At 72.6% G+C, this 25,526-nt stretch carries 22 protein-coding genes and 1 pseudogene; 12 read left to right on the top strand and 11 right to left on the bottom strand.

Annotated features, from left to right (window positions below; translation table 11 throughout):
• Positions 1 to 61: 61 nt before the first annotated feature.
• Both N8I86_RS35595 and N8I86_RS35590 read right to left on the bottom strand, forming a co-directional pair.
• Positions 62 to 3,622, bottom strand: coding sequence for a DUF4082 domain-containing protein (locus N8I86_RS35595; RefSeq protein WP_263279702.1), 3,561 nt, complete (start codon positions 3,620 to 3,622; stop codon positions 62 to 64).
• A gap of 115 nt (positions 3,623 to 3,737) precedes the next feature.
• Positions 3,738 to 4,856: a DegT/DnrJ/EryC1/StrS family aminotransferase gene (locus tag N8I86_RS35590; RefSeq protein WP_073898063.1), complete on the bottom strand. Its 1,119-nt coding sequence runs from the start codon at positions 4,854 to 4,856 to the stop codon at positions 3,738 to 3,740.
• A gap of 245 nt (positions 4,857 to 5,101) precedes the next feature.
• Here N8I86_RS35590 and N8I86_RS35585 point away from each other — a divergent pair, with 245 nt between their 5' ends.
• Positions 5,102 to 5,275: a hypothetical protein gene (locus N8I86_RS35585; RefSeq protein WP_263280232.1), complete on the top strand. Its 174-nt coding sequence runs from the start codon at positions 5,102 to 5,104 to the stop codon at positions 5,273 to 5,275.
• Positions 5,276 to 5,358: 83 nt separating this feature from the next.
• Here the strand turns inward: N8I86_RS35585 and N8I86_RS35580 are convergent.
• The 5 genes and pseudogenes from N8I86_RS35580 to N8I86_RS35560 all read right to left on the bottom strand — a co-directional run.
• Positions 5,359 to 5,541: pseudogene (locus N8I86_RS35580) on the bottom strand (PglD-related sugar-binding protein); the annotation flags it as partial.
• On the bottom strand, positions 5,538 to 6,677 hold the full coding sequence (locus tag N8I86_RS35575) for a DegT/DnrJ/EryC1/StrS family aminotransferase (protein ID WP_263279701.1): 1,140 nt from the start codon (positions 6,675 to 6,677) through the stop codon (positions 5,538 to 5,540). The pseudogene N8I86_RS35580 and the gene N8I86_RS35575, both read right to left, overlap by 4 nt.
• On the bottom strand, positions 6,674 to 7,672 hold the full coding sequence (locus N8I86_RS35570) for an NAD-dependent epimerase/dehydratase family protein (protein ID WP_263279700.1): 999 nt from the start codon (positions 7,670 to 7,672) through the stop codon (positions 6,674 to 6,676). Before N8I86_RS35570 ends, N8I86_RS35575 begins: the two co-directional genes overlap by 4 nt.
• Before the next feature lie 23 nt (positions 7,673 to 7,695).
• On the bottom strand, positions 7,696 to 8,775 hold the full coding sequence (locus N8I86_RS35565; protein ID WP_073898059.1) for a Gfo/Idh/MocA family protein: 1,080 nt from the start codon (positions 8,773 to 8,775) through the stop codon (positions 7,696 to 7,698).
• Entirely contained in the window at positions 8,775 to 10,217 is a 1,443-nt protein-coding gene (locus tag N8I86_RS35560) for a sugar transferase (protein ID WP_263279699.1), read from the bottom strand. Before N8I86_RS35560 ends, N8I86_RS35565 begins: the two co-directional genes overlap by 1 nt.
• Before the next feature lie 343 nt (positions 10,218 to 10,560).
• Between N8I86_RS35560 and N8I86_RS35555 the strand changes: the two genes are divergently transcribed.
• From N8I86_RS35555 to N8I86_RS35525, 7 genes are all read left to right on the top strand, one after another.
• Complete coding sequence (locus tag N8I86_RS35555; RefSeq protein WP_263279698.1) at positions 10,561 to 11,409, top strand: glycosyltransferase family 2 protein; 849 nt, start codon at positions 10,561 to 10,563, stop codon at positions 11,407 to 11,409.
• A 25-nt stretch (positions 11,410 to 11,434) separates the two neighbouring features.
• Positions 11,435 to 12,694 (top strand): MFS transporter, encoded by a 1,260-nt coding sequence (locus N8I86_RS35550; protein ID WP_263279697.1) that lies wholly within the window; start codon positions 11,435 to 11,437, stop codon positions 12,692 to 12,694.
• A gap of 23 nt (positions 12,695 to 12,717) precedes the next feature.
• Positions 12,718 to 13,740 carry a TolB family protein gene (locus tag N8I86_RS35545; protein WP_263279696.1) on the top strand — a complete coding sequence of 341 codons (1,023 nt, stop codon included), beginning with the start codon at positions 12,718 to 12,720 and terminating at the stop codon, positions 13,738 to 13,740.
• Between the two features lie 133 nt (positions 13,741 to 13,873).
• Positions 13,874 to 14,836 (top strand): alpha/beta fold hydrolase, encoded by a 963-nt coding sequence (locus tag N8I86_RS35540; RefSeq protein WP_263279695.1) that lies wholly within the window; start codon positions 13,874 to 13,876, stop codon positions 14,834 to 14,836.
• A gap of 116 nt (positions 14,837 to 14,952) precedes the next feature.
• Complete coding sequence (gene metK / locus N8I86_RS35535; protein WP_263279694.1) at positions 14,953 to 16,116, top strand: methionine adenosyltransferase; 1,164 nt, start codon at positions 14,953 to 14,955, stop codon at positions 16,114 to 16,116.
• A gap of 1 nt (position 16,117) precedes the next feature.
• Positions 16,118 to 17,134 (top strand): carbohydrate kinase family protein, encoded by a 1,017-nt coding sequence (locus N8I86_RS35530; RefSeq protein WP_073898048.1) that lies wholly within the window; start codon positions 16,118 to 16,120, stop codon positions 17,132 to 17,134.
• Positions 17,131 to 17,898, top strand: coding sequence for an SDR family NAD(P)-dependent oxidoreductase (locus N8I86_RS35525; protein WP_263279693.1), 768 nt, complete (start codon positions 17,131 to 17,133; stop codon positions 17,896 to 17,898). The genes N8I86_RS35530 and N8I86_RS35525 overlap by 4 nt, the downstream gene beginning before the upstream one ends.
• Before the next feature lie 131 nt (positions 17,899 to 18,029).
• Here N8I86_RS35525 and N8I86_RS35520 read toward each other — a convergent pair whose 3' ends face one another.
• Entirely contained in the window at positions 18,030 to 18,287 is a 258-nt protein-coding gene (locus tag N8I86_RS35520; protein ID WP_073898046.1) for an acyl carrier protein, read from the bottom strand.
• Positions 18,288 to 18,456: 169 nt separating this feature from the next.
• Here N8I86_RS35520 and N8I86_RS35515 point away from each other — a divergent pair, with 169 nt between their 5' ends.
• From N8I86_RS35515 to N8I86_RS35500, 4 genes are all read left to right on the top strand, one after another.
• Positions 18,457 to 19,308, top strand: coding sequence for a hypothetical protein (locus N8I86_RS35515; RefSeq protein ID WP_263279692.1), 852 nt, complete (start codon positions 18,457 to 18,459; stop codon positions 19,306 to 19,308).
• Complete coding sequence (locus tag N8I86_RS35510) at positions 19,305 to 20,027, top strand: 4'-phosphopantetheinyl transferase family protein (protein ID WP_263279691.1); 723 nt, start codon at positions 19,305 to 19,307, stop codon at positions 20,025 to 20,027. The genes N8I86_RS35515 and N8I86_RS35510 overlap by 4 nt, the downstream gene beginning before the upstream one ends.
• A 340-nt stretch (positions 20,028 to 20,367) precedes the next feature.
• Entirely contained in the window at positions 20,368 to 21,192 is an 825-nt protein-coding gene (locus tag N8I86_RS35505; protein WP_073898016.1) for an AfsR/SARP family transcriptional regulator, read from the top strand.
• A gap of 85 nt (positions 21,193 to 21,277) precedes the next feature.
• Positions 21,278 to 21,862, top strand: coding sequence for a flavodoxin family protein (locus N8I86_RS35500; protein WP_093471988.1), 585 nt, complete (start codon positions 21,278 to 21,280; stop codon positions 21,860 to 21,862).
• A 96-nt stretch (positions 21,863 to 21,958) separates the two neighbouring features.
• Here the strand turns inward: N8I86_RS35500 and N8I86_RS35495 are convergent, their stop codons facing one another.
• The 3 genes from N8I86_RS35495 to N8I86_RS35485 form a co-directional block, all read right to left on the bottom strand.
• Entirely contained in the window at positions 21,959 to 22,897 is a 939-nt protein-coding gene (locus N8I86_RS35495) for an alpha/beta hydrolase (protein WP_263279690.1), read from the bottom strand.
• Positions 22,898 to 23,034: 137 nt separating this feature from the next.
• Positions 23,035 to 24,123, bottom strand: coding sequence for a DUF6081 family protein (locus N8I86_RS35490; RefSeq protein WP_263279689.1), 1,089 nt, complete (start codon positions 24,121 to 24,123; stop codon positions 23,035 to 23,037).
• A 43-nt stretch (positions 24,124 to 24,166) separates the two neighbouring features.
• Positions 24,167 to 25,366: an acyl-CoA dehydrogenase family protein gene (locus N8I86_RS35485; protein WP_263279688.1), complete on the bottom strand. Its 1,200-nt coding sequence runs from the start codon at positions 25,364 to 25,366 to the stop codon at positions 24,167 to 24,169.
• Positions 25,367 to 25,526 lie beyond the last annotated feature (160 nt).

Genomic DNA, 25,526 nt, shown 5'->3' with positions numbered 1-25,526 from the left:
CAATCCCCGGTGGTGGTCCCCGCCCCGCTGGACGGGGACCACCACCGGTGGGTGCGGTCGGTCAGTTCTTCTTCTTGCGGACGGTCTTGCTGGTCAGGGTCCAGCTGTGGGACTTCACCGTGTGGCGGTGCTTGTCCCGGGCCGAGAGCGTGACCTTGAACCGGGTGCCGTCGGGCAGCGGTGCGGACAGGTGGACGGCCATCCTGTGGGTGGCCCGGTCGTAGGAGGTGACGGCCGTGACGTGGAGCTTCCTGGCGGCGGCCGCCTGGGCGCCCGGCAGGACGGTCAGGGTCGCCTTGACGTTCGACAGCTTCGTCCCGGCGGGGAGCGTCACGGTCAGGGGGTGGGCCGCGTCGGCGGTGTGCTTCAGCGAGGACGTGGTCACCTCCGAGGAGGTGGCCCTGGCCAGCGATCCACTGGGGTTGTCCGCGGTGAAGACGGGCCCGACCCAGTAGTTGGCCGATCCGTAGGAGCTGTTCGGGAAGGCCGGTCCTGCGCCGTACCGGTAGAGACCGTTGTGGTGCGCGGTCGTGTCGGCGGTGCCGGTCAGCGGGTAGGACTGGTGGGCCGCCGCGAAGTACCCGCCGTCGACGGCGTAGTGGCCGTTCGGGGCGTGGTACGAGACGACGTACGCGGTGTCCGCGGTGACGGCCACCGGGGTGGTGAACGTCATCTGCTGCCAGCCGGTCGCGGTCTCGCCGGTGAAGGTGCCGGTGGCGAGGAGCGTGCCGTCGTCGGACCACAGGCTGCCGGTGTGGGTTCCGGTGTTGCCGGTGCCCTTGTAGAAGGTGACGCCGGTGATCCAGCCGGCCGCCGAGGACGTGAACCGGGTGCCCAGCTCCACGGAGTTGGTGTCACCGGTGACGTCGGTGGTGGCCGGAACCGTGGCGGAGTTCCACAGCGTGCACGGGCAGGTGACCGCGGGCGGTGTGGAGCTGGTGGTGAAGGTCCATGTCACCGGGTCCGCCATGGCGTTGCCCCACAGGTCGGAGGCCTGGACGGACGCGGTGTACGTGGTGTGCAGCGCCAGCTCGGTCGACGGGGTGAACGTCGCCTTGTTCGAGGCGGGGAGTGTCTTCGCGCCGGGAACGGTGTCGCCGCCCGCGTCCTTCAGGGTGAAGGTCAGGGTGTCGGCGTCGACGGCCGAGCTGAAGACGGCCGACACCGGCGCGGTGATCGACACGCCGGTCGCGCCGGACGTCGGGGAGGTCGAGGTGACGGTGGGCGGGGTGGTGCTGGCCGTCGAGGTGTCCAGCACCACGTCGACCCAGTAGTTGCTGCCGGAGGACGCCGACGACGGGAAGGCGCTGGTCGAGCCGTAGTGGTAGACCCCGTTGCCGCCGTCGGTGCCGGACTTCAGCGCCGTGAGCGGAGCCAGGCCGGCGTCCTTGTCGGAGAAGTAGCCGCCGTCGTAGGAGTAGCCGCCGTTGGGGGCGAAGTACGAAGCGACGTACGTGGTGTTGGCCTTGACGGACACCGGGGTGGAGAAGTTGAGCTGCTGCCAGCCGGAGGCCGTCTCGTTGGTGAAGGTGCCGGTGGCCAGGCGGGTGCCGGAGGCACTCCACAGGCTGCCGGTGTGCGAGCCGGTGTTGGCGGGCGACTTGTAGAAGCGGACACCGGTGATCGAACCGGCGGCGGTGGTGCGGACCTTGACGCCGAGCTCCACGGAGCTGCCGTCGCCCGCGTTGACGGTGCCGGGCACGGCCGAGGCCGGCCAGACGGTGCAGGGGCAGGCCTGCGGGCCGACGGTCACCGGGACGGTGGTCACGGCGCCGATGTTGACGCTGTCGTCCACCGCGCGGACCTTGACGGAGGCCGCGCCCGGGGTGGTCGGGGTCCAGCTGTAGCTCCAGGAGGTCAGTCCGGTGGCGGCGTTCCAGGTGGATCCGCCGTCGGTGGACACCTCCACGCGGGCCACCACACCGCTGCCCGAGTCGCTCGCCGTGCCCTTGACGGTGACCGGCTTCAGCGCCGGGACGGTGACCCCGGAGGCCGGGGCGGTGACGGTGACGGCCGGGCCGGTGGTGTCGGTGGAGGCCGTGGCGGCGGTGAGGTTGCTCTGCGGGCTCTTCGGCTGGACGCCCATGTCGGCGAGGACGTTCAGCGTCGCCTGCTGCATGCGGCTGTCCTCGGTGACCACCGTGTCGTCGGGGTTGTACGTGGGCACGTTGGTCAGGCCCCACGACCACTGCACGGTCCCCGAACCGAAGACCAGGGCCCCGGAGTCCTGGTCGCGGAACTCGACGAGATTGTGCGTCGCGGTGCCGTTGCCGTAGACGTTGCCCCAGTCCTTGCGGAGCTTGCCGTCGTTGATGTCGACCGTCGTGGACGACACGTCGATGGCTCCGGCCGGACGGGTGCTGTTGTCGAGGTCGCTGTCCCACTCGTAGCCGAGGGTGCCGGTCGGGAATGTGGCGGTCTGACCGGCGGAGAGGTTCGCGACGGAGGTGTTGCGCCAGATCCGGTTCTTGCCGTACGAACCGGGGACGGTGATGGCGTCGCTGCGGTAGCCGTTCACCGTGAACATGGAGCCGGTGAGGATGTTCGGCGGCTGGTAGGTCTGCCCGTACTGGGTGCTCGTCGGGTCCATCCAGGTGCCGGTCCAGGTGCCGCTGGGGTCGGCGATGCCGTTGCCCTGCGCCATCTTGGTCATCTTGTAGCAGACCATGGTGCGGTTCGCGGTGTTCGCACCGTCGATGCTCGGGGCGAGCCGCGTCTTCCAGAAGACCTCGTTGCCGCTGAAGAAGGCCTCGCGGACGCCCGCCTTGCGGGCGGCGAGCACGTTGGAGTACTGGCTCTGCGTCCAGTACTCGTCGTGCCCGGAGGACACGTACACCTTGTGGTTCTTCAGCAGGGTCGCGCCGTTGGCGGACACGTCCACCCCGGAGAGGTAGCTGACGTCGTAACCGTTGCGCTCCAGCCAGGACAGCATCATGAACTCGGAGCCGTAGATGCCGTTGTCGCCGCCGATGTCCAGCGGCCGGTTGTAACTGACCTCGTAGGCACGGCCGTCCGGCGCGGGGCCCGCCCCGCCGTACAGGTCCTGGCCGCCGTAGTCGTTGTACGCCTGCCAGGTCTGGTCGCTGGTCTGCACGACGACGTCGGAGGTGCTGGAGTCCTTGCGGACGACGAACGGGTACGGCATCAGGCCGTCTCCGTCCGTCTGCGTCAGGTTCGCGATGTACAGGCCGGACACCGCGTCGCTGGGCACCGTCCAGCTCGCGGTCACCGGCCAGTTGCCGCAGTCGACCAGGCCGGTGCCGGCCTTGGTGGTGCAGTTCGCGGGCTTGGTGGTGAAGTTGGCGGGATAGGTCACGGCCGCCTGTGCCGCGGTCGAGATCTCACGGGCGCCGTCGCCGCCGTACCAGCCCAGGCGGTAGATCTCGATGTGGTACGAGGTCTTCGACTGGACCTTGAACTGGACGGTGTCACCGGCCTGCACGCTCTCCTTGGTGGAGAAGCCCTGGATGTCGCCATAGGCGTTGGGCGAGAACCAGTCGGACTTGGGGTTGCCCGGCTTGGAGTTCTCGCAGACGATCGGGTTCGAGCCCGAGCCGCACGGATCGGACGCCGCCTGGGCGGGCACGGCCAGCGGGAGCACCGCCCATATCAACGCTGCCACGACGGCGAGGCGACTGCCCCGGATCCGTCTGCTCCATTTTTTCATGTGTACCTCTCAGCGGTGCTGTGCAGGACCGACCCGTGCGGTCGGGGTGGTGCGTGAGGCCAGGTACCGATCAGCCTCGAAGCGCGTCGGCGAGCGCGTCCACGACCGTCTGCTGCTGGTCGGGGGTGATCTGCGGGTAGAGCGGAAGCGACAGGATCCGCTCCGCGGCCTTCTCGGCGTTCGGGAAGTCGCCCCGGGTGTGGCCGAGGTGCCGGTACGCCGGTGTGAGGTGGACCGGGGCGGGATAGTGCACGCCCGCGCCGATGCCCTCCGCGTTGAGCTTGCCCACGACGTCGTCGCGGTCGGCGCCGACGACCTGGACGACGTAGAGGTGCCAGACGTGGATGTTGCCGGCGGCCGTCGTCGGCAGCACGACGCGTCCCGCCGCGGCCAGATCGGCGAGCAGCGTGTCGTAGCGGGCCGCGGCGGCGCGCCGGGCGGCGTTGCCGTCCGCGAGCCGGGCCAGCTTCGCCCGGAGCACGACGGCCTGCAGCCCGTCCAGCCGGCTGTTGAACCCGGGCACGTCGTGGCGGTACTTGGCGACGCCGCCGTGGTTGGCGATCGCGCGGATGAGGCCGGCCAGTTCCTCGTCGTCGGTCAGTACGGCGCCGGCGTCGCCGTAGGCCCCCAGGTTCTTGCCCGGGTAGAAGCTGGTGGCCGCGATCCCGCCGCTGCCCGGCGACCGGCCGTCTCGGGTGGCGCCCTGGCTCTGCGCGGCGTCCTCGACGACCCGCACCCGGCCGGGCAGCCGGCCGGCCAGCCCGGTCACCTCGGCGCACTGCCCGTACAGGTGCACCGGCACCACCGCGCGGGTGGCCGGGCCGACCGCGTCCAGCGCGGCCTGCGGGTCGAGCAGGTAGCCGTCGGGCAGGCAGTCCGCGAGCACCGGCCGCGCGCCGGTCCTGGCCACCGCGCCCGCGGTGGCGATGAACGTGTTGGCGGGCACCACGACCTCGTCGCCGGCCCCGACCCCCACGGCGCGCAGGGCGAGTTCGAGGGCGTCGGTGCCGTTGGCCACGCCCACGCAGTGCGCGACGTCACCGAACTCGGCGTACTCGCGCTCGAACCGGCGGACCTCCTCGCCGCCGACGAACGCGGTGTCGGCCAGGACCCGTTCGAATCCGGCCCGCACCTCGTCGGCGACTTCCTCGTGGGCCGCCTTGAGGTCCACAAGCGGAATCTGGTTCATGTGGCCGGTCCCCCCGTTGTCCGTGTCCCGAGCTCGTCCAGCACCGGCGCGGCCGCCGCACGCAGCCGCCGCGCCGGGTTCCCCGCCCAGATCTCGCCCGGCGGTACATCGCCGAGCACCGTGCTGCCCATCCCGACCAGCGACCACGCGCCGACCGTCGTGCCCTCCCGCACCAGGGCCCCGGCGCCGACGTAGGCGCCGCGCTCCAGCCGCGCTCCCCGCCCAGCCGGGCGCCGGACGCGAGCGTGGCGAAGTCCCCGACCACGTCGTCGTGGGTGAGGACGACGTGCGGCATCACCGCGACGTGCGCGCCGACCCGCACGGCGGCCGTCAGCGCGCAGTGCGCGAGCAGCACCGATCCGGGGCCGACGTGCGACGTCGAGGAGACCGCCGCCGTCGGATGGACCACGGTGGCGTAGCGGTCCCCGGCGAGGCCCAGCCGGCGCACCAGACGGGCGCGGGAGGCGTAGTCCCGGGGGTTGCCGACGCAGATCACGACCTGTGCCGCGGAGCGGTCGTGGACCAGGTCGCAGCCGCCCAGGACGGGCACGCCGTCCACCTCCGTGCCGTGCAGGGAGGTGTCGTCGTCGAGGTGCCCGAGCAGTTTCAGGTCGCCCGCGTCCCGTACGGCCTGGGCGGTCTCCCGGGCGAAGCCGCCCGCGCCGATGATCAGCAGTTCGTTCATGGGCGGGCCTGTTCGCGCAGTACCGCCACCACCCGGTCCTGCTGGGCCTCGGTCATCGTGTGGTACATCGGCAGGATCAGCGAGTCGCGGCTGATCCGCTCGGTGACCGGCAGCGGTGCACGGGGGTGGTCCGCGTAGGCCGGTTCGAGGTGCGTGGCCATGATCCCGCGCCGGGCGGAGACGCCGGCCGCGGCGAGCGCGGCGAGCAGGTCGTCCCGTCCGACGGGGAAGTCCTCGGCCGGAAGCACCCAGTACGACTGGAAGTTGCTCTGGCCGTGGGCGGGGTCGCGGACCGGTACGAGGCCGGGGACGTCCTGGAGGAGGGCGTCGTAGCGGGCCGCGAGGTGGCGGCGGCGCTGGATCATCGCGTCGAGCTTGCCGAGCTGGACGAGGCCGATCGCGGCCTGGACGTCCGTCATGCGGTAGTTGTAGCCGACCTCGAGGTAGCTCTCCAGGACCGGCCGGTCGCTCGCGTGACGCTCGGCGGCCGAGACGTTCATCCCGTGCTCGCGCAGCCGGCGCAGGCGCGCCGCCCATGCCGCGTCGTCCGTGGTGATCATGCCGCCCTCGCCGGTCGTGACGACCTTGCGGGGGTGGAAGGACCAGGCGGCGAGCAGCGCGCCGTGTCCGACGGGCTTGCCGCCGACGGTGGAGCCGATGGCGCAGGCCGCGTCCTCCACCAGGGGCAGGTCCCACTCGGCGCAGGCGGCACGGAGGGCGGCCACGTCGGCGGGTGCCCCGCCCTGGTGGACGGCGAGGACGGCCCGGGTGCGGGGGGTGCGGACCGCGTCCACGGTGGCCGTGGTGAGGTTGCCGGTCGCCGGGTCCACGTCCGCGAACACGGGCTCGGCGCCGACGTACCGCACGGCGTTGGCCGTGGCGATGAACGACAGCGACGGGACCACGACCTCGTCGCCGGGTGCCAGGCCCAGTGTGACGAGCGACAGGTGCAGGGCGGTGGTGCAGGAGCTCACCGCGATGCCGTGCTCGGCGCCCACCCGCTCCGCGAAGGCCCGCTCGAAGGCGGCGACCCGGGGCCCCTGGGCCACCCAGCCGGACAGCACGGCGTCGGAGGCGGCCGCGGCCTCCTCCTCGCCCAGCCAGGGGATCATCACCGGGATGCGGTCCGTGCTCATCGCGCGGCCTCCCCGGCGGCGTCGGCGGCGCGCTCCGCGCGCCACCAGTCCACCAGGTCCCGCAGGCCCGTGCGCAGGTCGATCCGTGCGGTGAAGCCGAGCCGTTCGGCGGCCCGGCCGGTCTCGGCGAGGCGCCGGGTGACCCCGTTCACGGCGCGCGCGGGTCCGTGCTCCGGCTCCAGACCGGACGCGCCCATCGCCTCCAGCAGGCCCTGGGCGAGCTCCTTCAGCGAGGTCTCGGTGCCGCTGGCGACGTTGAACACCTCGTCGGTGAGGTCCGACTCGGCGGCCAGCACATTGGCCCTGGCGATGTCCCTGACGTCGACGAAGTCCATGGTCTGGCTGCCGTCGCCGAGGATCAGCGGCGGCTCGCCCGCCTCGATCCGCTCCATCCAGCGGATGAGGACCTCGGTGTAGAGGCCGTGGATGTCCATGCGGGGGCCGTAGACGTTGAAGTAGCGCAGGGCGACGTAGTCCAGGCCGTACATGGCGTGGAAGCTGCGCAGCATGCCCTCGTTGAACGCCTTGGCCGCGCCGTAGAAGGTGTCGTTGTTGTAGGGGTGGTGGCGCTCGGTGGTGGGGAACTCCTCGGCCATGCCGTAGACGGAGGCCGAGGAGGAGGCGATCACCTTGCCGACGTCGGCCTCGACGGCCGCCTCCAGGACGTTGAAGGTGCCGTCGACCATCACCTCGTTGGCGAGCCTGGGTTCCTCGGCGCACTGGGTGATGCGGATCGCGGCGAGGTGGAACACCAGGTCGGCGCCCTCGGTGACCTTCCGTACGGTGGCGGCGTCGCGGATGTCGCCCTCGACGACCTCCACGACACCGCTGCCCAGGGCCCGGGCGAGGTTGCCCATCCGTCCGCGCACGAAGTTGTCGAGTACGACGATCTCGCGGGCACCGCCCTCGGCCAGGAGGTCGACGAGGTTGGAGCCGATGGTGCCCGCCCCTCCGGTGACCAGGATCTTCTTGCCTCGTACGCTGCTCAACTGCACTGCCCTCTCGGTGGGTGGAACTGTCAATGCCCGGCGCGGAGGCCGACGACCGCGCCGCGGAACTCCAGGCTCCGGGAGGCGGCTTCGAGAATGTCCAGCACGCGCAGCCCGGCCCGGCCGTCGGTGAGCGGGGCGCGCCGGTGCCGGATGGCGTCGGCGAACTCGTCGACCATGCTGCGCAGCGCTTCCTTCTCGCCGATGGCCGGGGCGACCATGTCGCCGGAGCGGTACGAGACGAGCATCTCCCGGCGCTCGTCCGCGCCGATCTCCTGGGGCGCGGCCAGGTCCACCCCGCGGTCGTAGACGGAGACGCGCTGGAGCGGATTGAGGTCGTCCCACAGGAGGGTGCGCTTGGCGCCGCCGACCATGGTGGTCCGCACCTTGGTCGGGGAGAGCCAGTTGACGTGCACGTGGGCGATGGCGCCGGTGTTGAGCTGGAGCGTCAGATAGGCGACACAGGCCTGTCCGGCGCCGATCGGGTCCGCCCCGTGGGCGGCGACGGCCACCGGTTCGACGGTGTCGGGGAGGATGAAGTCCAGGATGGACAGGTCGTGCGGGGCGAGGTCCCACATGACGTCGATGTCCTTCTGGACGAGCCCCAGGTTGATCCGGACCGAGTCGACGAAGTGGATCTCGCCGAGTTCCCCGGAGCGGACCAGTTCGCGGATGCGGCCCACGGCGGGGGTGTAGCAGTAGGTGTGGTCGCACATCAGGGTGAGTCCGCGTTCCTCCGCCTCGGTCACCAGGCGCAGGCCGTCGGCGTAGGTCGCCGCGAGCGGTTTCTCCACGAGGACGTGCTTGCCGGCGCGCAGGGCGGCCAGGGCGATGTCGAGGTGGGTACCGGCGGGTGTGGCCACGGCGACGGCGGCCACGGAGGGGTCGGCGAGGACGGCCTCGTAGTCGGCGGTGGCCTGGACGGTCGAGTAGCCACCGAGGACCCGCTGGGCCCGGTCCACGTCCAGGTCGCACAGCCAGCGCAGCCGGAACCGGTCGCTGGCCTGGAAGTTGCGCACGAGGTTGGGGCCCCAGTAGCCGGCCCCGACGACCGCGACGCCCAACGGCTCCGTGGTGCCGCTCACCGTGTCCTTCTCCTTGCGGTTCATCAGTAGGCCCCTGTTCCCCGCACCACGGCCGAGCCGGTGCGCATCAGAATCACCAGGTCGAGGCTCATCGACCAGTTGTCGACGTAGCCGAGATCGAGCCGGACCGCCTCGTCCCAGGGCAGGTCCGAGCGGCCGCTCACCTGCCAGAGCCCGGTGAGGCCGGGTTTCACCAGCAGCCGGCGTTTGACCTCCGGCGTGTACTCCTCCACCTCGTCGGGCAGCGGCGGGCGCGGTCCGACGAGGGACATGTGGCCCTTGACCACGTTGATGAGCTGGGGCAGTTCGTCGAGCGAACTGCGGCGCAGGAAGGATCCGACGCGGGTGACGCGCGGGTCCTCCTTCACCTTGAACAGCAGCCCGTCGCTGTTCTGGTTGAGGTGCTCCAGCTCCGCCCTCAGGTCCTCCGAATCCGGCCGCATCGTACGGAACTTGAGCATCGTGAAGTGGTCGCCGTACCGGCCCACCCGCTGCTGCCTGAACAGGGCGGGCCCGGAGCTGTCCAGGCGGACGATCAGGGCGATCAGCAGCATGGGCAGGGCGAGGAACAGCAGGAGCGCCGCCGCGAGCGAACGGTCCAGCAGTTCCTTCGGCAGCCGGGACATCGGGGAGAGGTTGGGTGCCTGGATGCGCAGCAACGGCACGCCGTTGATGGGCCGTACGGTCAGCCGGGGGGCGGACACGTCGGCGAGTACGGGGGCGAGCAGGAAGTCGACGTCCTGCACGGCCGCCGTCCAGGACATCCGGCGCAGTACGGAGGCGTCGAACTCGGGCGCGGGCAGCACCACCACGGTGCTGACGCCCAGGGCTCGGACGACGTCGTCGATGTCGCCGACGCCGCCGACGACGGGAAGGCCCAGCTCGCGGATCCCGGCGGCGTTCTCCGGATCGCTCAGGCACACACCGGCGACCTGGAGTTCGTGCACGCCACCGGCGCGCCGCAGGGCGGCGAGCAGTGCCGCGGCGGAGTGCGACGGCCCGACGAGAAGCGTCGTGCTGCGGTCCCGGCCTCGCGCCCAGCGTCGGTAGAGCCGGCGGCGGAGCGCGTAGCGGACCGGCAGGGCGAAGGCGGCGGCCGGTACGGCGGCCATGATCATGTCATGGAGAAGCCCCCAGTCGTGCGTGAACAGCCAGTGCACGCAGGCCGCCAGAGCCGGCAGCGCGACCGCACCGCGCAGCACCCGTACGTACTCCTCGGACCCCCGGCCGAGGGCACCGCGGTCGTAGCAGCGGTGGGCCACCATGGTCACGATCCACATCGGCGGCAGCACCAGGGCTACCGTCCAGCGGCCGTACACCGCGTGGATCGTTAAGGCCGCGGCGACGGCGGCGAGGCCGTCCGCGGCCAGCAGGACTATCCGGTACTTCCGTTCCCAGCGTCTTCGGCGAGCATCCGGGATGCTCCGTTCCACAACCAGCTGCTCATGCGTGACCTCAATGGTCATGCCCCCCCCACCACATACGCGGCGATCCCCTGACCGAACCGAACCGATGCATTCGGCAGCCAGTCCCCGGTCAGGGCTGGATCAGCACCGCTGTGTCTCCTCCACACAACGGCACTGGAAAATGAGGGAGCTTCGACGGTTCCCCAACCGCCTCATGCCCCCCGCATGGTGCGTAGCGCCGATCCTGACCCGGTTCACAAGGCTGCGCCCTGGCGTACCGCCAAGGCCGCTTCCCCCTCCCAAACCGGTCCGGCGGTCATCAATCTAGACCACTGGACGCAGTCGCGGGAACAGTTGGACGAAACACTCGGCGCACGGGTGATGACGACTGCATACTGCCCAGGTGACGAGCATCGTGATACCCGCGCACAACGAGGCGCGTGTCATCGGCCGGCTCCTCGATGCGCTGCTGACCGATCCCTCCGACGACGCCACCGACATCGTGGTCGTGTGCAACGGCTGCACGGACGACACCGCCCGGATCGCGGCCGAACGGGGCCCGCGCGTACGGGTGATCGAGATCCCCGTCCCCTCCAAGCACGCCGCCCTGCGGGCCGGGGACGAGCACGCCCAGGGCTTCCCGCGCGTCTACGTGGACGCCGACGTCGTCCTCACGGCCTCCGATGTACGGGCACTCACCGGACCGTTGCGCGACGACGCCTCGGGCGTCCTCGCCACCGCCCCCGATCGCCGCGTCCCGCTGGCCGGCTGCGCCTGGCGGGTGCGCGCCTACTACCAGGTGTGGCAGCGGCTCCCCGCGGTGCGCGAGGGGCTGTTCGGCCGGGGCGTCATCGCGGTCTCCAAGGCCGGCCACGACCGGATCGCCGCACTGCCGCCGCTGATGGCGGACGACCTGGCCGCCTCCCTGGCGTTCACCTCCGGGGAACGGCTCGTCGTCCGCGAGGCGGGGGTGGTGGTCCACCCGCCGCGCACCTGGCCGGACTTGATCAGGCGACGCATCCGGGCCGCGGTGTCCACCGCCCAGGTGGAGCGGCACCAGTCTCCGGTGCAGGGCTCGGCGCGGACGAGCAAGGCGGACCTGGCGGAGCTGCTCCGCGCGGAGCCGAGGCTCCTCGCCGGCGTCGTCGTCTTCGTCGCCGCTGCGGTCGTCGCCCGGCGGAAGGCCGAAAAAGCCATCCGCGCCGAGGACTTCGGGACCTGGCTACGGGACGAGAGCAGCCGGCAGAACTGACCGCACCGCACCGGAGTCCTTGAACATGTACCTCACCGACCGCTCCACCCCTCGCGACGCGGACACCGGGACCGCCCGGGGACGGGGCCCGGCGCGCAGGGTCGCCCCCGTGGTGCTCGTGCTGGGCACGGTCAGCCTGATCACCGACGTCTCCTCCGAGATGGTCACCGCCGTCCTGCCGCTCTACCTCGTCACCCGGCTCGGCTTCAGCCCCCTCGGATTCGGCACCCTCGACGGCGTCTACAACGGTGTGAGCGCGCTCGTCCAGCTCACCGGCGGCCACCTCGCCGACCGGGTGCGCAACCACAAGCTGATGGCCGGGCTCGGCTACGGCCTGTCCGCGCTGTGCAAGCCGCTGCTCCTGCTCGCGGGCAGCGTCGGCACGCTCGGCACGGTCCTCGCCCTGGAACGGACCGGCAAGGGTCTGCGCACCGCCCCGCGGGACGCGATGATCTCCCTGTCCACACCGTCCGCGAACCAGGGCCGGGCCTTCGGCGTGCACCGGGCCATGGACACCACCGGCGCCATGCTCGGCCCGCTGGCCGCCTTCCTCATTCTGCGCACGGCCGCCGACGGCTACGACGCCGTGTTCGGGGTGAGCGCGTGCGTCGCCGTGCTCGGCGTACTCGTGCTGGTGCTGTTCGTACCGGGCAGGCGCCGCGGCGCGCCGGAGGCGGAGGAACAGAGGCAGCCGGTCCGCGTCCGCGAGGCGCTGGCGCTGCTGCGGCTGCCTCGGCTGCGGGCCCTCGCCGGCTGTGCCGCGCTGCTCGGCCTGACCACCGTCAGCGACGCCTTCGTCTATCTGCTCCTGCAACGGCGCGCGGGCATCGGCGACGAGTGGTTCACCCTGCTGCCGCTGGGCACCGCGACGGTGTTCCTGCTGCTGGCCGTGCCCGTCGGCGCGCTGGCCGACCGGATCGGGCGGCGCACGGTGTTCCTCGCCGGGCACGCCGGTCTGCTCACCGCCTACGCCCTGCTGCTGTGGACCCCGTCCACACCCGTCCTTCCCCTTCTCGTCCTCGCCCTGCACGGCACGTTCTACGCCGCCACCGACGGCGTGTTGCCGGCCGCCCTCGCCGACGTCGTGCCCGAGCGGCTGCGTGCGACCGGCCTGGCCGTCGTCGGCACCAGCCAGGCGCTGGCCCGGTTCTGCTGCTCGCTGGCCTTCGGCGCCGCCTGGACGGTGTGGGGGGACGGCCCGGCGCTGGCCGGATCGGCGGTCGGCCTGCTGTGCTGCGCCGCCGTCGCGGGCATGGTGCTCCGGCCCGCCGGCGGTGCGCGATGACCACGAAGACGACAAGGAACCGGATGACACCGCTGGCCCGCCGCCTGCTCGTACTCGTCACGGCGGTACTGCTCCTCGCGGGCGTGGGCACGGGCATCGTCCTGCACGCGGCCGCACGGGCGGACCGCGCGAACCAGCCGCGGTCGGGCGGTCCCGGCGTCAACGCGGGCAAGGTGTCGCTCGATCAGAAGGGCCGCCTGATGTTCGTCAACGCGGCCGCGGGCCCGCACCGCACGGCGGTCGCGTCCGTCCCGGCCGGCGACCCCGACTCCGGGCGGACCGCCGCGAACCTGAAGTGCGCGCGCTTCTACGCCGCGGCCGGCACCGGCGTCTGCCTCCAGTCCGTGCCCGGGGTGCTCAAGCAGAGCAACCGGGCCCTGCTCCTGGACGCCGGTCTGCGCACCGTGCGTACCTTCCCGCTCGCAGGCAACCCGAGCCGGGCCCGGGTCTCGCCCAGCGGCCGCTTCGCCGCCTGGACCGTGTTCGTCTCCGGCGAGTCCTACTCGTCCGCCTTCTTCTCCACGCGGACCTCCATCCTGGACACCCGCACCATGCGGCTGACCCCCAGCCTGGAGACGTTCGCGATCGTCAGGGACGGCAAGCCGTACCACGCGTCCGACGTCAACTTCTGGGGTGTCACCTTCGCCGCGGACGACGACACGTTCTACGCCACCCTCAACACCGCCAACCGCACCTATCTGGTGCGGGGTTCGCTGTCCCGGCGTACGGTCACCACGCTGGTCGAGAACGTGGAGTGCCCCTCGCTGTCCCCCGACGGGACGCGGGTCGCCTTCAAGAAGCGGATCCTGTCGCGCACCAACCTCTGGCACGAGTACGTCCTCGATCTGAGGACGCTGCGCGAGACCGCGCTCGCCGAACGCCACAGCGTCGACGACCAGGCCACCTGGCTGGACGACCACACCCTCGCCTACGCCCTGCCCAGCGACGGGAAGATCGGCGGCAGCGATCTGTGGAGCGTGCCCGCGGACGGATCGGGAACCCCGCGCCTGCTGATCGCGGGCGCCTCCTCCCCCGCTCCGCTGTAGGCCGGGACCGCTGACGGCGTCCCCGGGGCCGACCGGCACCGTGGACGGTGCCCGTGGGGCGAACGGGGACGGAATCGCGACAGGCCCGCGCCGGACACCGTCGCACCGTGATCACGGCCGTACGCTCGGGCCCATGGTCCGGCATCGCATGGTCGACGTGAACGGCATCCGGCTGCACCTCGCCGAACAGGGCGACGGCCCGCTGGTGGTGCTCCTGCACGGCTTCCCGGAGTCCTGGCACTCCTGGCACCGCCAGTTCGGCCCGCTGGCCGACGCCGGCTTCCGGGTGGTCGCGCCCGACCAGCGCGGCTACGGGCGCAGCGACCATCCCGAGGACGTCGGCGCGTACACCATCCTCCATCTGGTCGGCGACGTCGTCGGACTGGTCCGGGCGCTGGGCGAGGAGAGGGCGTACGTCGTCGGGCACGACTGGGGCGCGCCGGTCGCCTGGCACACCGCGCTGCTGCGACCGGACGTGGTGCGCGGGGTGGCGGGCCTCAGTGTGCCGCCCCCGTTCCGCGGGGCGCGGCCACCGCTCGCCACCATGGAGGAGATGTTCGGCGGCCGGTTCTACTGGAACTACTTCGCCCGTCCGGGTGTCGCCGACGCCGAGTTCGGGGCGGACCCGCGCACCGCCCTGCGGAAGTTCATCTTCTTCGCCTCCGGCGACGCGCCCGACGCCGGTGAGGGCGGGCAGCCGCTCGTCGACCCCGAGCGCGGCTGGCTCGCGACCATGCCCGATCCCGAGGTGCTGCCGCGGTGGTTCACCGAGGAGGATCTCGACGCCCTCACCGAGAGTTTCTCGCAGGGCTTCACCGGCGCGCTCAACTGGTACCGCAACCTCGACCGCAACTGGGAGCTCACCGCTCCGTGGCAGGGTGCCGTGGTGGACCGGCCCGCCCTGTACGTGTACGGCGACCGGGACGTGGTGCCCGCCTTCCCCGGCACGCCCGAACTCATCTCCCAGCTGCCCGAGTTGATGCCCAGCCTGTGGCGCCCGCCCCTCGAACTGGCCGGCTGCGGGCACTGGACCCAGCAGGAACGCCCGGAGGAGGTGAACGCGGCCCTCGTCGAATTCCTCCGGGCCTGCGACTGAGTCCGACCCGCCCGGCCCGGCAGGCCGGCCCGGCCTCCCTCGGCTCTCCAAGCGGTCCTCGACCGGGACCTCGCACACTGCGCGCAGTCAGCAGCCGCTGCAACCCAAGGAGAGCCGTGTCCACACGTCTGTTCACTTCGGAGTCCGTCACCGAGGGGCACCCCGACAAGATCGCCGACCAGATCAGCGACGCCGTCCTGGACCACCTGCTGGCGGCCGACCCCGCCGCCCGCGTGGCCGTCGAGACCCTGATCACCACCGGTCAGGTGCACGTCGCCGGCGAGGTCGGCACGACGGCGTACGTGCCGGTCGCCCGGCTCGTCCGGGACACGGTCCTGCGCATCGGGTACGACGCCTCGGCCAAGGGGTTCGACGGGGCGTCCTGCGGGGTGTCCGTGTCGATCGGCGCCCAGTCGCCCGACATCGCCCAGGGGGTCGACACCGGCGGCGCGGGCGACCAGGGGCTGATGTTCGGCTACGCCTGCGACGAGACGCCCGAGCTGATGCCGCTGCCGATCCACCTCGCGCACCGGCTCTCCGCCCGCCTCGCCGAGGTGCGCCGGGACGGCACGGTGCCCTACCTGCGCCCGGACGGCAAGACGCAGGTCACCATCGAGTACGACGGTGACCGGCCCGTCCGGCTGGACACGGTGGTCGTCTCCTCGCAGCACGCGGCGAACGTCAGCCTGGACGGGCTGCTGGCGCCGGACGTGCGCAGGTACGTGGTGGAGCCGGTGCTGGCCCGGCTGGCCGAGGACGGGGTGAAGGTGGACACCGAGGGCCACCGGCTGCTCGTCAACCCGACGGGACGCTTCGAGATCGGCGGGCCGATGGGCGACGCGGGCCTGACCGGCCGCAAGATCGTCATCGACACGTACGGCGGCATGGCCCGGCACGGCGGTGGCGCCTTCTCCGGCAAGGACCCCTCGAAGGTGGACCGTTCGGCGGCGTACGCGATGCGCTGGGTCGCCAAGAACGTCGTGGCGGCGGGCCTGGCCTCCCGCTGCGAGGTGCAGGTGGCCTACGCGATCGGCCGGGCCGAACCGGTCGGGCTGTTCCTGGAGACCTTCGGCACGCAGGAGGTGCCGGTCGAGCGGATCCAGGCGGCCGTCACCGAGGTCTTCGACCTGCGCCCGGCCGCGATCATCCGCGACCTCGGGCTGCTGCGGCCCATCTACGGCCAGACGGCCGCGTACGGGCACTTCGGCCGGGAACTCCCGGACTTCACCTGGGAGCGCACGGACCGCGTGGACGCACTGCTGTCGGCGACGGGGCTCTGACATGACGGACGCACCGACGCCCCGGGGCAGCGCTCCCCGGACCCTCGCCGTCACCGGGTCCATCGCCACCGACCACCTGCTCACCTATCCCGGACGGTTCGTCGAGCAGTTCCTGCCCGGCCGGCTCGACCACGTGTCGCTGTCCTTCCTCGCCGACACCCTCGACGTGCGGCAGGGCGGGGTCGGCGCCAACATCGCCCACGGACTGGCCGCGCTGGGGCACCGACCGGTGCTGGTCGGCGCCGCGGGCACCGACTTCGAGCCGTACGGCCGGGCGCTCGCGGCACAGGGGGTGGACGTCTCGGCGGTGCACGTCTCCGAGACCCGGCACACCGCCCGGTTCATCTGCACCACGGACGCCGACGGCAACCAGCTCGCCACCTTCTACCCGGGCGCGATGGCCGAGGCGGACCGCGCCGGCCTGACCGAGGTGATCCTGGCCCGGGACGTGGACTACGTCCTGATCGGGGCCGACGACCCGGCGGCGATGCTGCGCCACACCCGCGCCTGCCGCGCCCTCGGAGTGCCCTTCGCCGCCGACCCGGCCCAGCAGCTCGCCCGGCTCGACGGTCCCGCCGTGCGTGAACTCGTCGACGGGGCCCACCACTTGTTCACCAACGAGTACGAGCACGACCTGCTGCTCACCCGCACCGGCTGGAGCCGCGCGCAGGTACTCGACCGCGTCGGCACCTGGGTGACCACGCTCGGCGCCCGGGGCTGCCGGATCGAGCGGGTCACCGGCGACGGGACGGTCGTGCCCGCCGTGCCGGTGGCGCACCCGGTCGACCCCACGGGGGTGGGCGACGCCTTCCGGGCCGGATACCTGGCCGGTCTGAGCCGCGGCCGGCCCGAGGCGGACCGGGCCCGGCTGGGCTGCGCCATGGCGTCGCTCGCCCTGGCCGCGGTGGGCACGCAGACGTACACGGTCGGGCCGGGCGTGCTGGGCGCGGCGCTCACCCGGGCCTACGGTCGCGACGCGGCGGCGTCGGCGGACCTGACAGGAGTGGAGGCGGCATGACGGAGATCGCACTGGTGACCGGGGCCAACAAGGGGCTCGGCAAGGAGATCGCGCGGCGTTTGGCCGCGAAGGGCCTGACCGTGTACCTCGGGGCCCGGAACGAGGAGCGGGGCCTCGGGGCGGCGCGGGAGCTGGAGCGGGCCGGGCGGGAAGCGGTCCCGGCCGGCGGGGACGTGCGGTTCGTCCGGCTCGACGTCACGGTGCGCGAGCAGGTCGACGCGGCCGTACGGCGGATCGAGGAGGAGTGCGGGCGGCTCGACGTCCTGGTCAACAACGCGGGGATCGTGACCGAGTGGGGCGTGCCCGTGGAGGAGGTGACCGAGGACCACCTGCGCCGGGCGTTCGAGGTGAACCTGTTCGGCGCGGTCGCCCTGACCCAGGCCTGTCTGCCGCTGCTGCGGCGCTCGAAGGATCCGCGGGTGGTCAACCTGTCCAGCCCGCTGGGCTCGTTGAGCCTGCTGAGCGATCCCGGCGGTCATCCGGCGGCGTCCCGCGGTCTGCTCGCGTACAGCTCCTCCAAGGCGGCGCTGAACGCGGTGACCCTGGTGTACGCCGAGGCCCTGCGCGCGGAGGGGATCCGCGTCAACGCGGCCAATCCCGGTCTGGTCGCCACGGACCTGAACGCCGACTCGCCGTTCAGCCGGGGCACGCGCACGGTGGAGCAGGGTGCCGAGGTGCCCGTGAGGCTGGCGCTGGGCGCGGGCGGCACGGGTGGCTTCCACGGCGGTATGGAGGGGGACGTGACCGAGCGGGTGCCCTGGTGACCGCCGGCGCGGGACGGCGCGCGGGCTGAACGCGGCCCGGGCGGGGCGGGTCGCGCGTCGCGACGGGAACGGCCCCCGGCGGCACCTCTGCCGCCGGGGGCCGTTCCCGTCCGAGGGTGTGCCCGGGCCGGTCAGCCGCCGGTGCGGACCGCCCCGTTCGCCAGGTCGAGCAGGTTGCGCGGCGTGCGGGCCTCGGACACGTCCTCGTCGGGCAGCACGATCCCGTATTCGTCCTGGATCGCCGCCGCCGTCTCCATGAGCGCGAGCGAGTCGTAACCCAGCTCCTCGAAAGGGGTGTCGAGCGTGGCACCGCTCACCTCGGCGCCCTCCTCCTCACCGGCGCAGTCCACCAGGATGCGGCGCAGGTCCTCGATGTCCAGGGTTGCCATGGCAGTCGTCTCCTCGAAGTGCGTGTGACGTGGTCCCGGGCATCGTGCGGCCACCGTCTTGGAGGCCGCTGGAAGCGGTCCAGCGGCGCTCCGGTGGCCTCCCAGCCGCCCGCGATGCCGGTCTCCCACGCTGAGGACCCAACGGGGGCTGTGGAAGGGGCGGTGGGCCATGGGCACGGACGACCGGCGGGCACGGGCGGCCGGCGGGGGACCCGCACGGACGGGAGGCGCCCGGTCCCACGGGCTGAGGGTGGTGCCCGGTGGGCTGGGTCCGCTGGAGCCCCGGCGGCTGGTCGAACACGCGGAGGCGGCGCTGGAGGTCGTCGTCGGGGCCGTGGGCGGGCCGGACACCGGTCGCCTCGGCCGGATCCCGGCGGACGCCGTGGGCGCCTGCTACCTCGACCTGTGGATCTGCGACCGGCTCCTGCGCCACGACGGGGGTGACCGGTCGGCCGCGGCGCAGTGCCTGGTCCCGCTGCTGTTGCTGGAGGGCGTCGGCGGGTTGGCGGCCGCTCTCGGGGCCGGGCTGCACCGGCCCGAGCCCGCGGCGGTCGAATACCGGCGCCGGCGGCGGGTGCTGGTACGGGCGGCGCGGGAACGTTCGCCGCAGGTGTGGGGGCGGCTCGCCCGGCGGATGGACCGCCTCGCGGCGGGCGAGGACCGTCTGGCCCACCCGCTCACCGCCGTACGGCACCGCGCGCTGCCGCCTCCGCTGCCGGAACTGGTCGGCGGGCTGGAGGAGGAGCGGCGCCGCCTGGCCACCGCCGTGACCCGCGAGCCGGCCGCCGACCTGCGGTACGGTCCCGCCGAGCGGTACGCCCTGCTGACCGCAGCGGCCGCCTGTGCCGACGGCTGGCGCCCCCACGGTGCCGGTGTCCACGACAGCACCCTCGGCGTCGGCGCCCGTCGCGCCCGCCTGTGCGGGGCCCTGTGCCGGCTCTCCGTGCGGCTCGATCTGCCGGTGTCCGAGGCGGCGCGCACGGCATGGCGGGCGGACGTGCTGCGATGCGCCGTGGCGTGACGCCGCTGGTAGCCGTGGCGCCGGCGGACTCCTTGGGACCGGTGCGGGCGGCGCTCGCCCGGTACGGCGATGTGGCCGTGCACGCGGACGCCGCGGACTGGGCCGTGGACCGGGCGGAGGAGGCCGCGCTGTGGGCCGGCGCCGAGCGCGGGCGGCTGACCGGACCGCTTCCCGCGCCGGTGCGGCGGCGGCTCGTGGCGTCCCGGCGGCTGGTCAGATGCGTGGCGGGGTCCGTCCTCGGGGTCGATCCGCTTCTCCTGGAACTCACCCGTGATCCGGGCGGCCGGCCCCGGCTGCGCGGGTACGCCCACCTCCAGGTGAGTCTGAGTCACACCGGGAACCGGCTGGCGCTAGCGCTCGGTGCGGGCGGCGTGCCGGTGGGGGTGGACGTGGAGCGTGCGGACCGGCCGGTGCGGGTGGAGACACTCGCGCGCCGTATCTGTACACCCCGCGAACGGGCAGTGCTGGCGGGTCTGCCGCCGGCCGAACATCCTGCCGTACTACTGCGGTTGTGGACCCTGAAAGAAGCGCATGCCAAGGCGCTCGGGGCCGGACTGCGGCTGCCGTTCACCGGCTTCGGATTCCGCTTGCTGGGCCGTACGGCGGTGCTGACCGACGACCGGGGGCAGCCGGTGCGGCCCGTGGAGTCGCGGTTCACGACCCATCTCACCGCCACCGGACATCTGGTCAGCGTCGCGGCGGGTTCCCCCGCGGGCTGATTCCGCTTGGCGGACGGGAACCGAGCGGAAATTCGTACGCCTTTTCGTCGATATTTTGTGAAGACCGTTCCGGGCGCCGGTGAATCCACCCGTCAATGAGAGCAGTTCACGGCTAGTGTGACGCCGATCACTTCTGAGCCGCTGGCATTGATTGCGTTTGCTCTTATACCGTTCAAAATAGACGTGGACTGGACCACCAGGTGTACGCGGACGGCCGCACGGGGGCACCGCGAATCATTCTCGCCACATCCGACGTCACCTCCATCATCCGTAGCGGACGGAGATCGTTTGCACGATTCGGCGGACCATTTCGCGCGCTCGAAAAACAGGGGGAAAGAAATTGAAGTTCAAACTGCTGGGACAGTTCGAAGTAGTACTGAACAATGGCCGGCCGACGACCCTGACCAGGTCGAAAGTCAGCCAGCTCCTGGGACTGCTGGTCGTGCAGAACGGCGAGTCCGTCGGGGCCCACACACTGATCGAGGAGCTGTGGGGGGAGAACGTACCGCGCAGCGCGCTGACGACCCTGCAGACGTACATCTACCACGCCCGCAAGCTCTGCGGCATCGGCCCCGGCCGCCAGTCCGTCCTGGTGACCCGGCCGGCCGGCTACAGCATCGAGGTGCCCGGCGACTCCGTCGACAGCGTCGTCTTCGAAGGCCTGGTCAACCGCGCGCGTACCGCGCTCGACCAGCGTGACGCGCAGAGGGCCGCCGGGCTGCTCGACCAGGCCTTCGCTCTGTGGCGCGGCCCGGTGCTGGCCGGAATGATCACGGGGCCGGTGCTCGACGCCCACCTGACCTACATCAACGAGCTGCGACTGTCCGCGCACGAGCTGCACATCGCGGCCTGCGCGCGGCTGGGCCGCCACCAGGAGATCATCCCGCGCCTGCGCCTGCTGGTCGCGGAGAACCCCCTCAACGAGAGTTTCCACGCCCAGTTGATCAGGGCCCTCTACAAAAGCGCACGGCGGGCCGAGGCCATCCAGGCCTACCGAAATCTCTGTCGCATACTCGACACGGAACTGGGCATCGAACCCGCACCGGAACTGCAGACGCTGCAACAGGACCTCATGACCGGAATTCCGGCGGGCCAGTCCGCCGACCACTCCTTCGGGCAGGTTCTGTTAGCCGAAGGAGCAGTCCCCCGGCGCAGCTATTGCTGACAGCCTGGAAGCGTGCCCGGGCCGCGGCAGCGGAGATCGGGCGGGTATTCACCCACACAATTCTTGGCTGTCCGGAGGGAAACGCATGTCCGAGAACCCGGTATCCGTCGCCATCGCTTATCACAGCGGGTACGGGCACACCACGAGAATGGCCGAGGGGGTCGAGGAGGGCATCAGGTCCGTGGCGGGCGCCGCGGTCGAGGTGGTCAAGGTCGACGGCATCACCGAGGAGGACTGGGCCCGGCTCGACGCCGCCGACGCGATCATCTTCGGATCACCCACCTACATGGGTTCGGCGAGCCCCGCCTTCCACACCTTCGCCGCGGCCACCAGCGGCCGCTGGTACGGGCTGGCGTGGAAGGACAAGGTGGCGGCCGGGTTCACCACGTCCGGCGCGATGAGCGGCGACAAGCTGAACACGCTCCAGTACTTCACGGTGCTCGCCGCACAGCACGGTATGCACTGGGTGAACCTCGACCTGCTGCCCGGTGACACGGAGAACGACCTGAACCGGCTAGGCGGCTGGCTGGGCGCCATGGGCCAGTGCCCGGGCGACCAGGGTGCGGAGTCCATGCGTAAGGGCGACCTGCTCACCGCGGCCCACCTCGGGCGCCGGGTGGCGGAACACGCCCTGCTGCTGCGCACCGCGCGGGAGCGCACGGCCGCCTGACACCGGCACGGCGCACGAAGAGGGTGCCCCGGGGACTCGCATCCCCGGGGCACCCTCTTCTCTCTTCCTGCACGCGTCCTGGTACGCCGGGTCCGCTCAGTCGGCCCGCAGTCCGCGGCGCAGCGCGTCGATCTGGTCGCGCACCATCCGGCGGGACACGTCGGCGTGCCCGATGCCGACGGAGGCGTGGAACGTCCCGGGGTAGTGGACCAGTTCGGTGGACACGCCCGCCTTGATCAGCCGGTGCGCGAAGTGGATTCCCTCGTCCCTCAGCGGGTCGTACGCGCACACCCCGACGAACGCGGGCGGCAGCCCCGACAGGTCCTCCGCACGGGCCGGGGCGGCGAGGGGGGAGGCCGGTCCGGAGCCGGTGTAGTGCTTCCAGCTGAGCACCAGCGCGGCCCGGTCCAGCACCGGGGTGTCCGTGAACTCCCGTGCGGAGACGGTCTCCAGGCGGTCGTCGAGCTGCGGGAAGAGCAGGTACTGGTAGCGGATGCGCGGACCGCCGGTGTCGCGGGCGCGCAGTGCCAGACCCGCCGCCAGCGCACCGCCCGCACTGAACCCGCCCACACCGATCCGGTCCGGGTCGACGCCCAGTTCACCGGCGTGCGCGCGGGTCCACTCCAGTGCGGCCCAGCAGTCGTCCAGGCCGGCCGGGAAGGGGTGTTCGGGGGCGAGCCGGTAGTCGGGCGAGACCACCACCGCGCCCACCTGGTCCGCGATCCGGGCGGCGAACGCGCGCGGGGTGTCCAGGTCTCCGGTGACGAACCCGCCCCAGTGCGGGAAGAGGAGCGCGGGCAGCGGGTCACCCCTCCGGGCTGCCGGGGCGTACACCCGCACGGTGAGGCGGGGGCCGCCGTCGACGGGCAGCACCCGGTCGCTCACCCGGACCCGGTCGAGGTGCTCGTAGTGCGGCTGCTTGGCCATCACCCGGCGCATGACCGCCCGGGCCGACTCGGGATCGGCGTAGTCCAGCGGCCGCATCCCCGGTGCTTCCGGGGCGAGTTCGGGGTCGAAGTCATAAGGGGACGGCATGACGGAACTCCTCGGGGACGGCGAGGGACGGCGTCGGCGGCCCGGCCTCGGCTGCGCCGGGCCGCCGACGCCGTCGAGGGGGGGTGGGACGGTGGTCGGTGGTGGTGCCGCCCCGGAGCGACGGCGGGCGGCACCCGTCAGCCGGCGTTCCGGGTGAAGACGGTGAACCTGCGGACGCCGAGGGCCGCGCCCTGACCCCACAGACGGTTCTCCGGACGGCTCGTGTCGTCGAGGAAGCTCTGAGCGGTGGGCTCGCCGCGCACCGGGTCGTAGTAGTGCCCCGTCTCCGTGGTCAGCCGGACCAGACCCGAGCCGGGCACGCCGGGCCGGGCCCCGTCGAGGGCGTCGAACAGGCCGAGCCCGAAGGTGAACTGGCGCGGCGTCACCGTGGCCGGTGTACCCCCGTGGTCGAGCAGCAGGTGGCGGCGGGAGGGCAGCAGCCGGCCGATCCGGTCGACGGTGAACACCTCGCGTCCCTCCAGGTACCAGCGGATCACGCCCCGGGAGCGGTCGTACGCGATGCGGACGTGGTGTTCGGCGGTGGGCGAGGGGCGGCGGGCGACCGGCACGGCGTAGGTGAAAGCCGCGTAGTCACCGAGGGTGTCACGGTGGTTGGGGAGGCGCTCGTAGAACGCGTACACCGTCCTGTCGGTGAAGAAGAAGTCGACCGCGATGCCGGTCTCCTGGTCCTCCGCGGGCAGTCCGGCCATGGCGAGCCGCAGGTCGTCGTGCGGATCGGCGACCGCGGAGCCGAACGGGTGGGCCGCCGTACCGTACGTGGTGGCACTCAGCCGCGCCTCGGCGACCAGGAGGCGGCCGGGCTCGGCGGTGAAGCCCAGCAGGCCGTCGGCGGTGTGCTGGTCCGGGTACGACAGCCACTTGACGTGGTCGAGCGAGCCGGGCAGACCGCTCGGCTCGTGCTGGCCGAGGGTCAGGGTGTAGGCGGGCTCGCCGGTGCGCGGGTTGCGGCCCTTCGCCGCGAGGCGCAGGCCGCGCCCGGACGTGTCGGCCACGGCGTCCTCGCCGACGCCGCCGCCGAAGGGGATCCCGGTCCAGCGGGCGCCCGGGCCACTGGTGGCGAAGCCGCCGGAGAAGTCGTCCTCGAACAGGACGCGCCGGCCGGCGGACGGGGCGGTGCCCCTCGCCGCGGCCGGTCCGGCCGACAGGGCGGTACCGGCGAGGGCGGCGGCGGTGACGGTGAGTGCCGTGCGGCGGCTCAGGGACATACGGGTTCCTTTCCGGAGGGCGTGCGCGGGGTCGGTGGGCTGATCAGAAGCCGAGCGACTGGTAGGCGTAGGCGGTGGCGGCGGACTCCACCTGGAGGCCCTGGTGGCCGGCCATCGAGTTGACGTCCCGCCAGAAGCGCTGCACCGGTTCGGCCGTGGACTGGCCGGTGGTGCCGACGCCGCGGAAGAGCCGGTTGGCGACGCCGACCAGGAGGTCGGTGGCCATGGCGCAGTCGCGCCAGCCGCGCATGGTCCGGGCCGGGGTGAGGCCGTGGCCGCTCTCGTCGGCGTTGCGGGCGGCGCGCTCCAGGAGCAGCTCGGCCGCGTCGATCTCGCCGGCGCTCCGCGTCAGGGTCACGTCCCAGGTGACGCGGTTGAAGGACGGCATGCCGGGCAGCGCGGGAGCGGGGTTCCGCGCCGCCGCGCGGATCTTCCGCTCGGCGTGCCGCCGCCAGGCCGCGAGCGCGCCCTTGGCGGCGCCCAGTGCGGGGGCCGCGAACATCATGGTCGTGCCCTGCATCGGGACCGCCAGGCGCGGCGCGACGTCGACGGCGCCCCGCCCGGTGAACAGGTCCTCACGGCTGACGGAGCGTGCCTGGGGCACGAACACGTCCTCGACGGTGACGGAGTGGCTGCCGGTCGCGGCCATGCCGACGTTGTGCCAGGTGTCCTCGGTGCGCCAGGCGCCCCGGGGCACCGCGAAGACACGGGGGGCGCCCGCCGGGCCGGAACCGGCCGGCGGGTTCGCCGCGAGCAGCGCCCAGTCGGCGTGGTCGATCGCGCTGACGTAGCGCCAGGTACCGCTGAGCCGGTGGCCGCCGGGGACGGGGCGCGCGGTGCCGAGCGGTGTGAGGGAGGCGACGAGGAACGCGTCGGGGCCCTCGGCCCACACCTCCCGGCGGCCCTCCAGCGGCAGATGGGCCGCCATCCGGCCGACGTGCGCGGCGAGCGAGACGCACCAGGCGGTCGCCGCGCAGCCCTCGCCGACGGCGCTCACGGCCCGCCCGAGTTCGAGGAAGGTCCCCTCGGTGCCGCCGTGTGCCGCGGGCACCAGGTGCCGTGCGAATCCGGCCGCCACGGCCGCCTTGACGACGTCCGGGGCCAGGCGCCGCTCCCGCTCCGCGGCGGCGGCACACCGGGCGGCCTCCTGGGCCACGTCCCGGGCGGCCGCCACCAGCGCCTGACGGTCCGGCGGTGCGTCGGTCGTCGCCTGCGGGGGGCCGGTGCTCGGTGTCGGGGCCATGCTGGTCTCTCCTCGACTCGTACGGTGGACCGCCCCGGGCGTTGTCGCAGCCGGGCGCGGCCGGTCGGCGACCGGGAGCCTCCCCGCCGCCGCCCGTATTTCGCTTGGCCGGCGCTTGGACGTGCCTGGCGCGGTGCGCGCCGGACACCAGCGGCCTCCC

It is taken from the genome of Streptomyces albidicamelliae (assembly GCF_025642175.1).
Lineage (GTDB): Bacteria > Actinomycetota > Actinomycetes > Streptomycetales > Streptomycetaceae > Streptomyces > Streptomyces albidocamelliae.
This window is presented reverse-complemented; position numbering and strand designations above follow the sequence as displayed.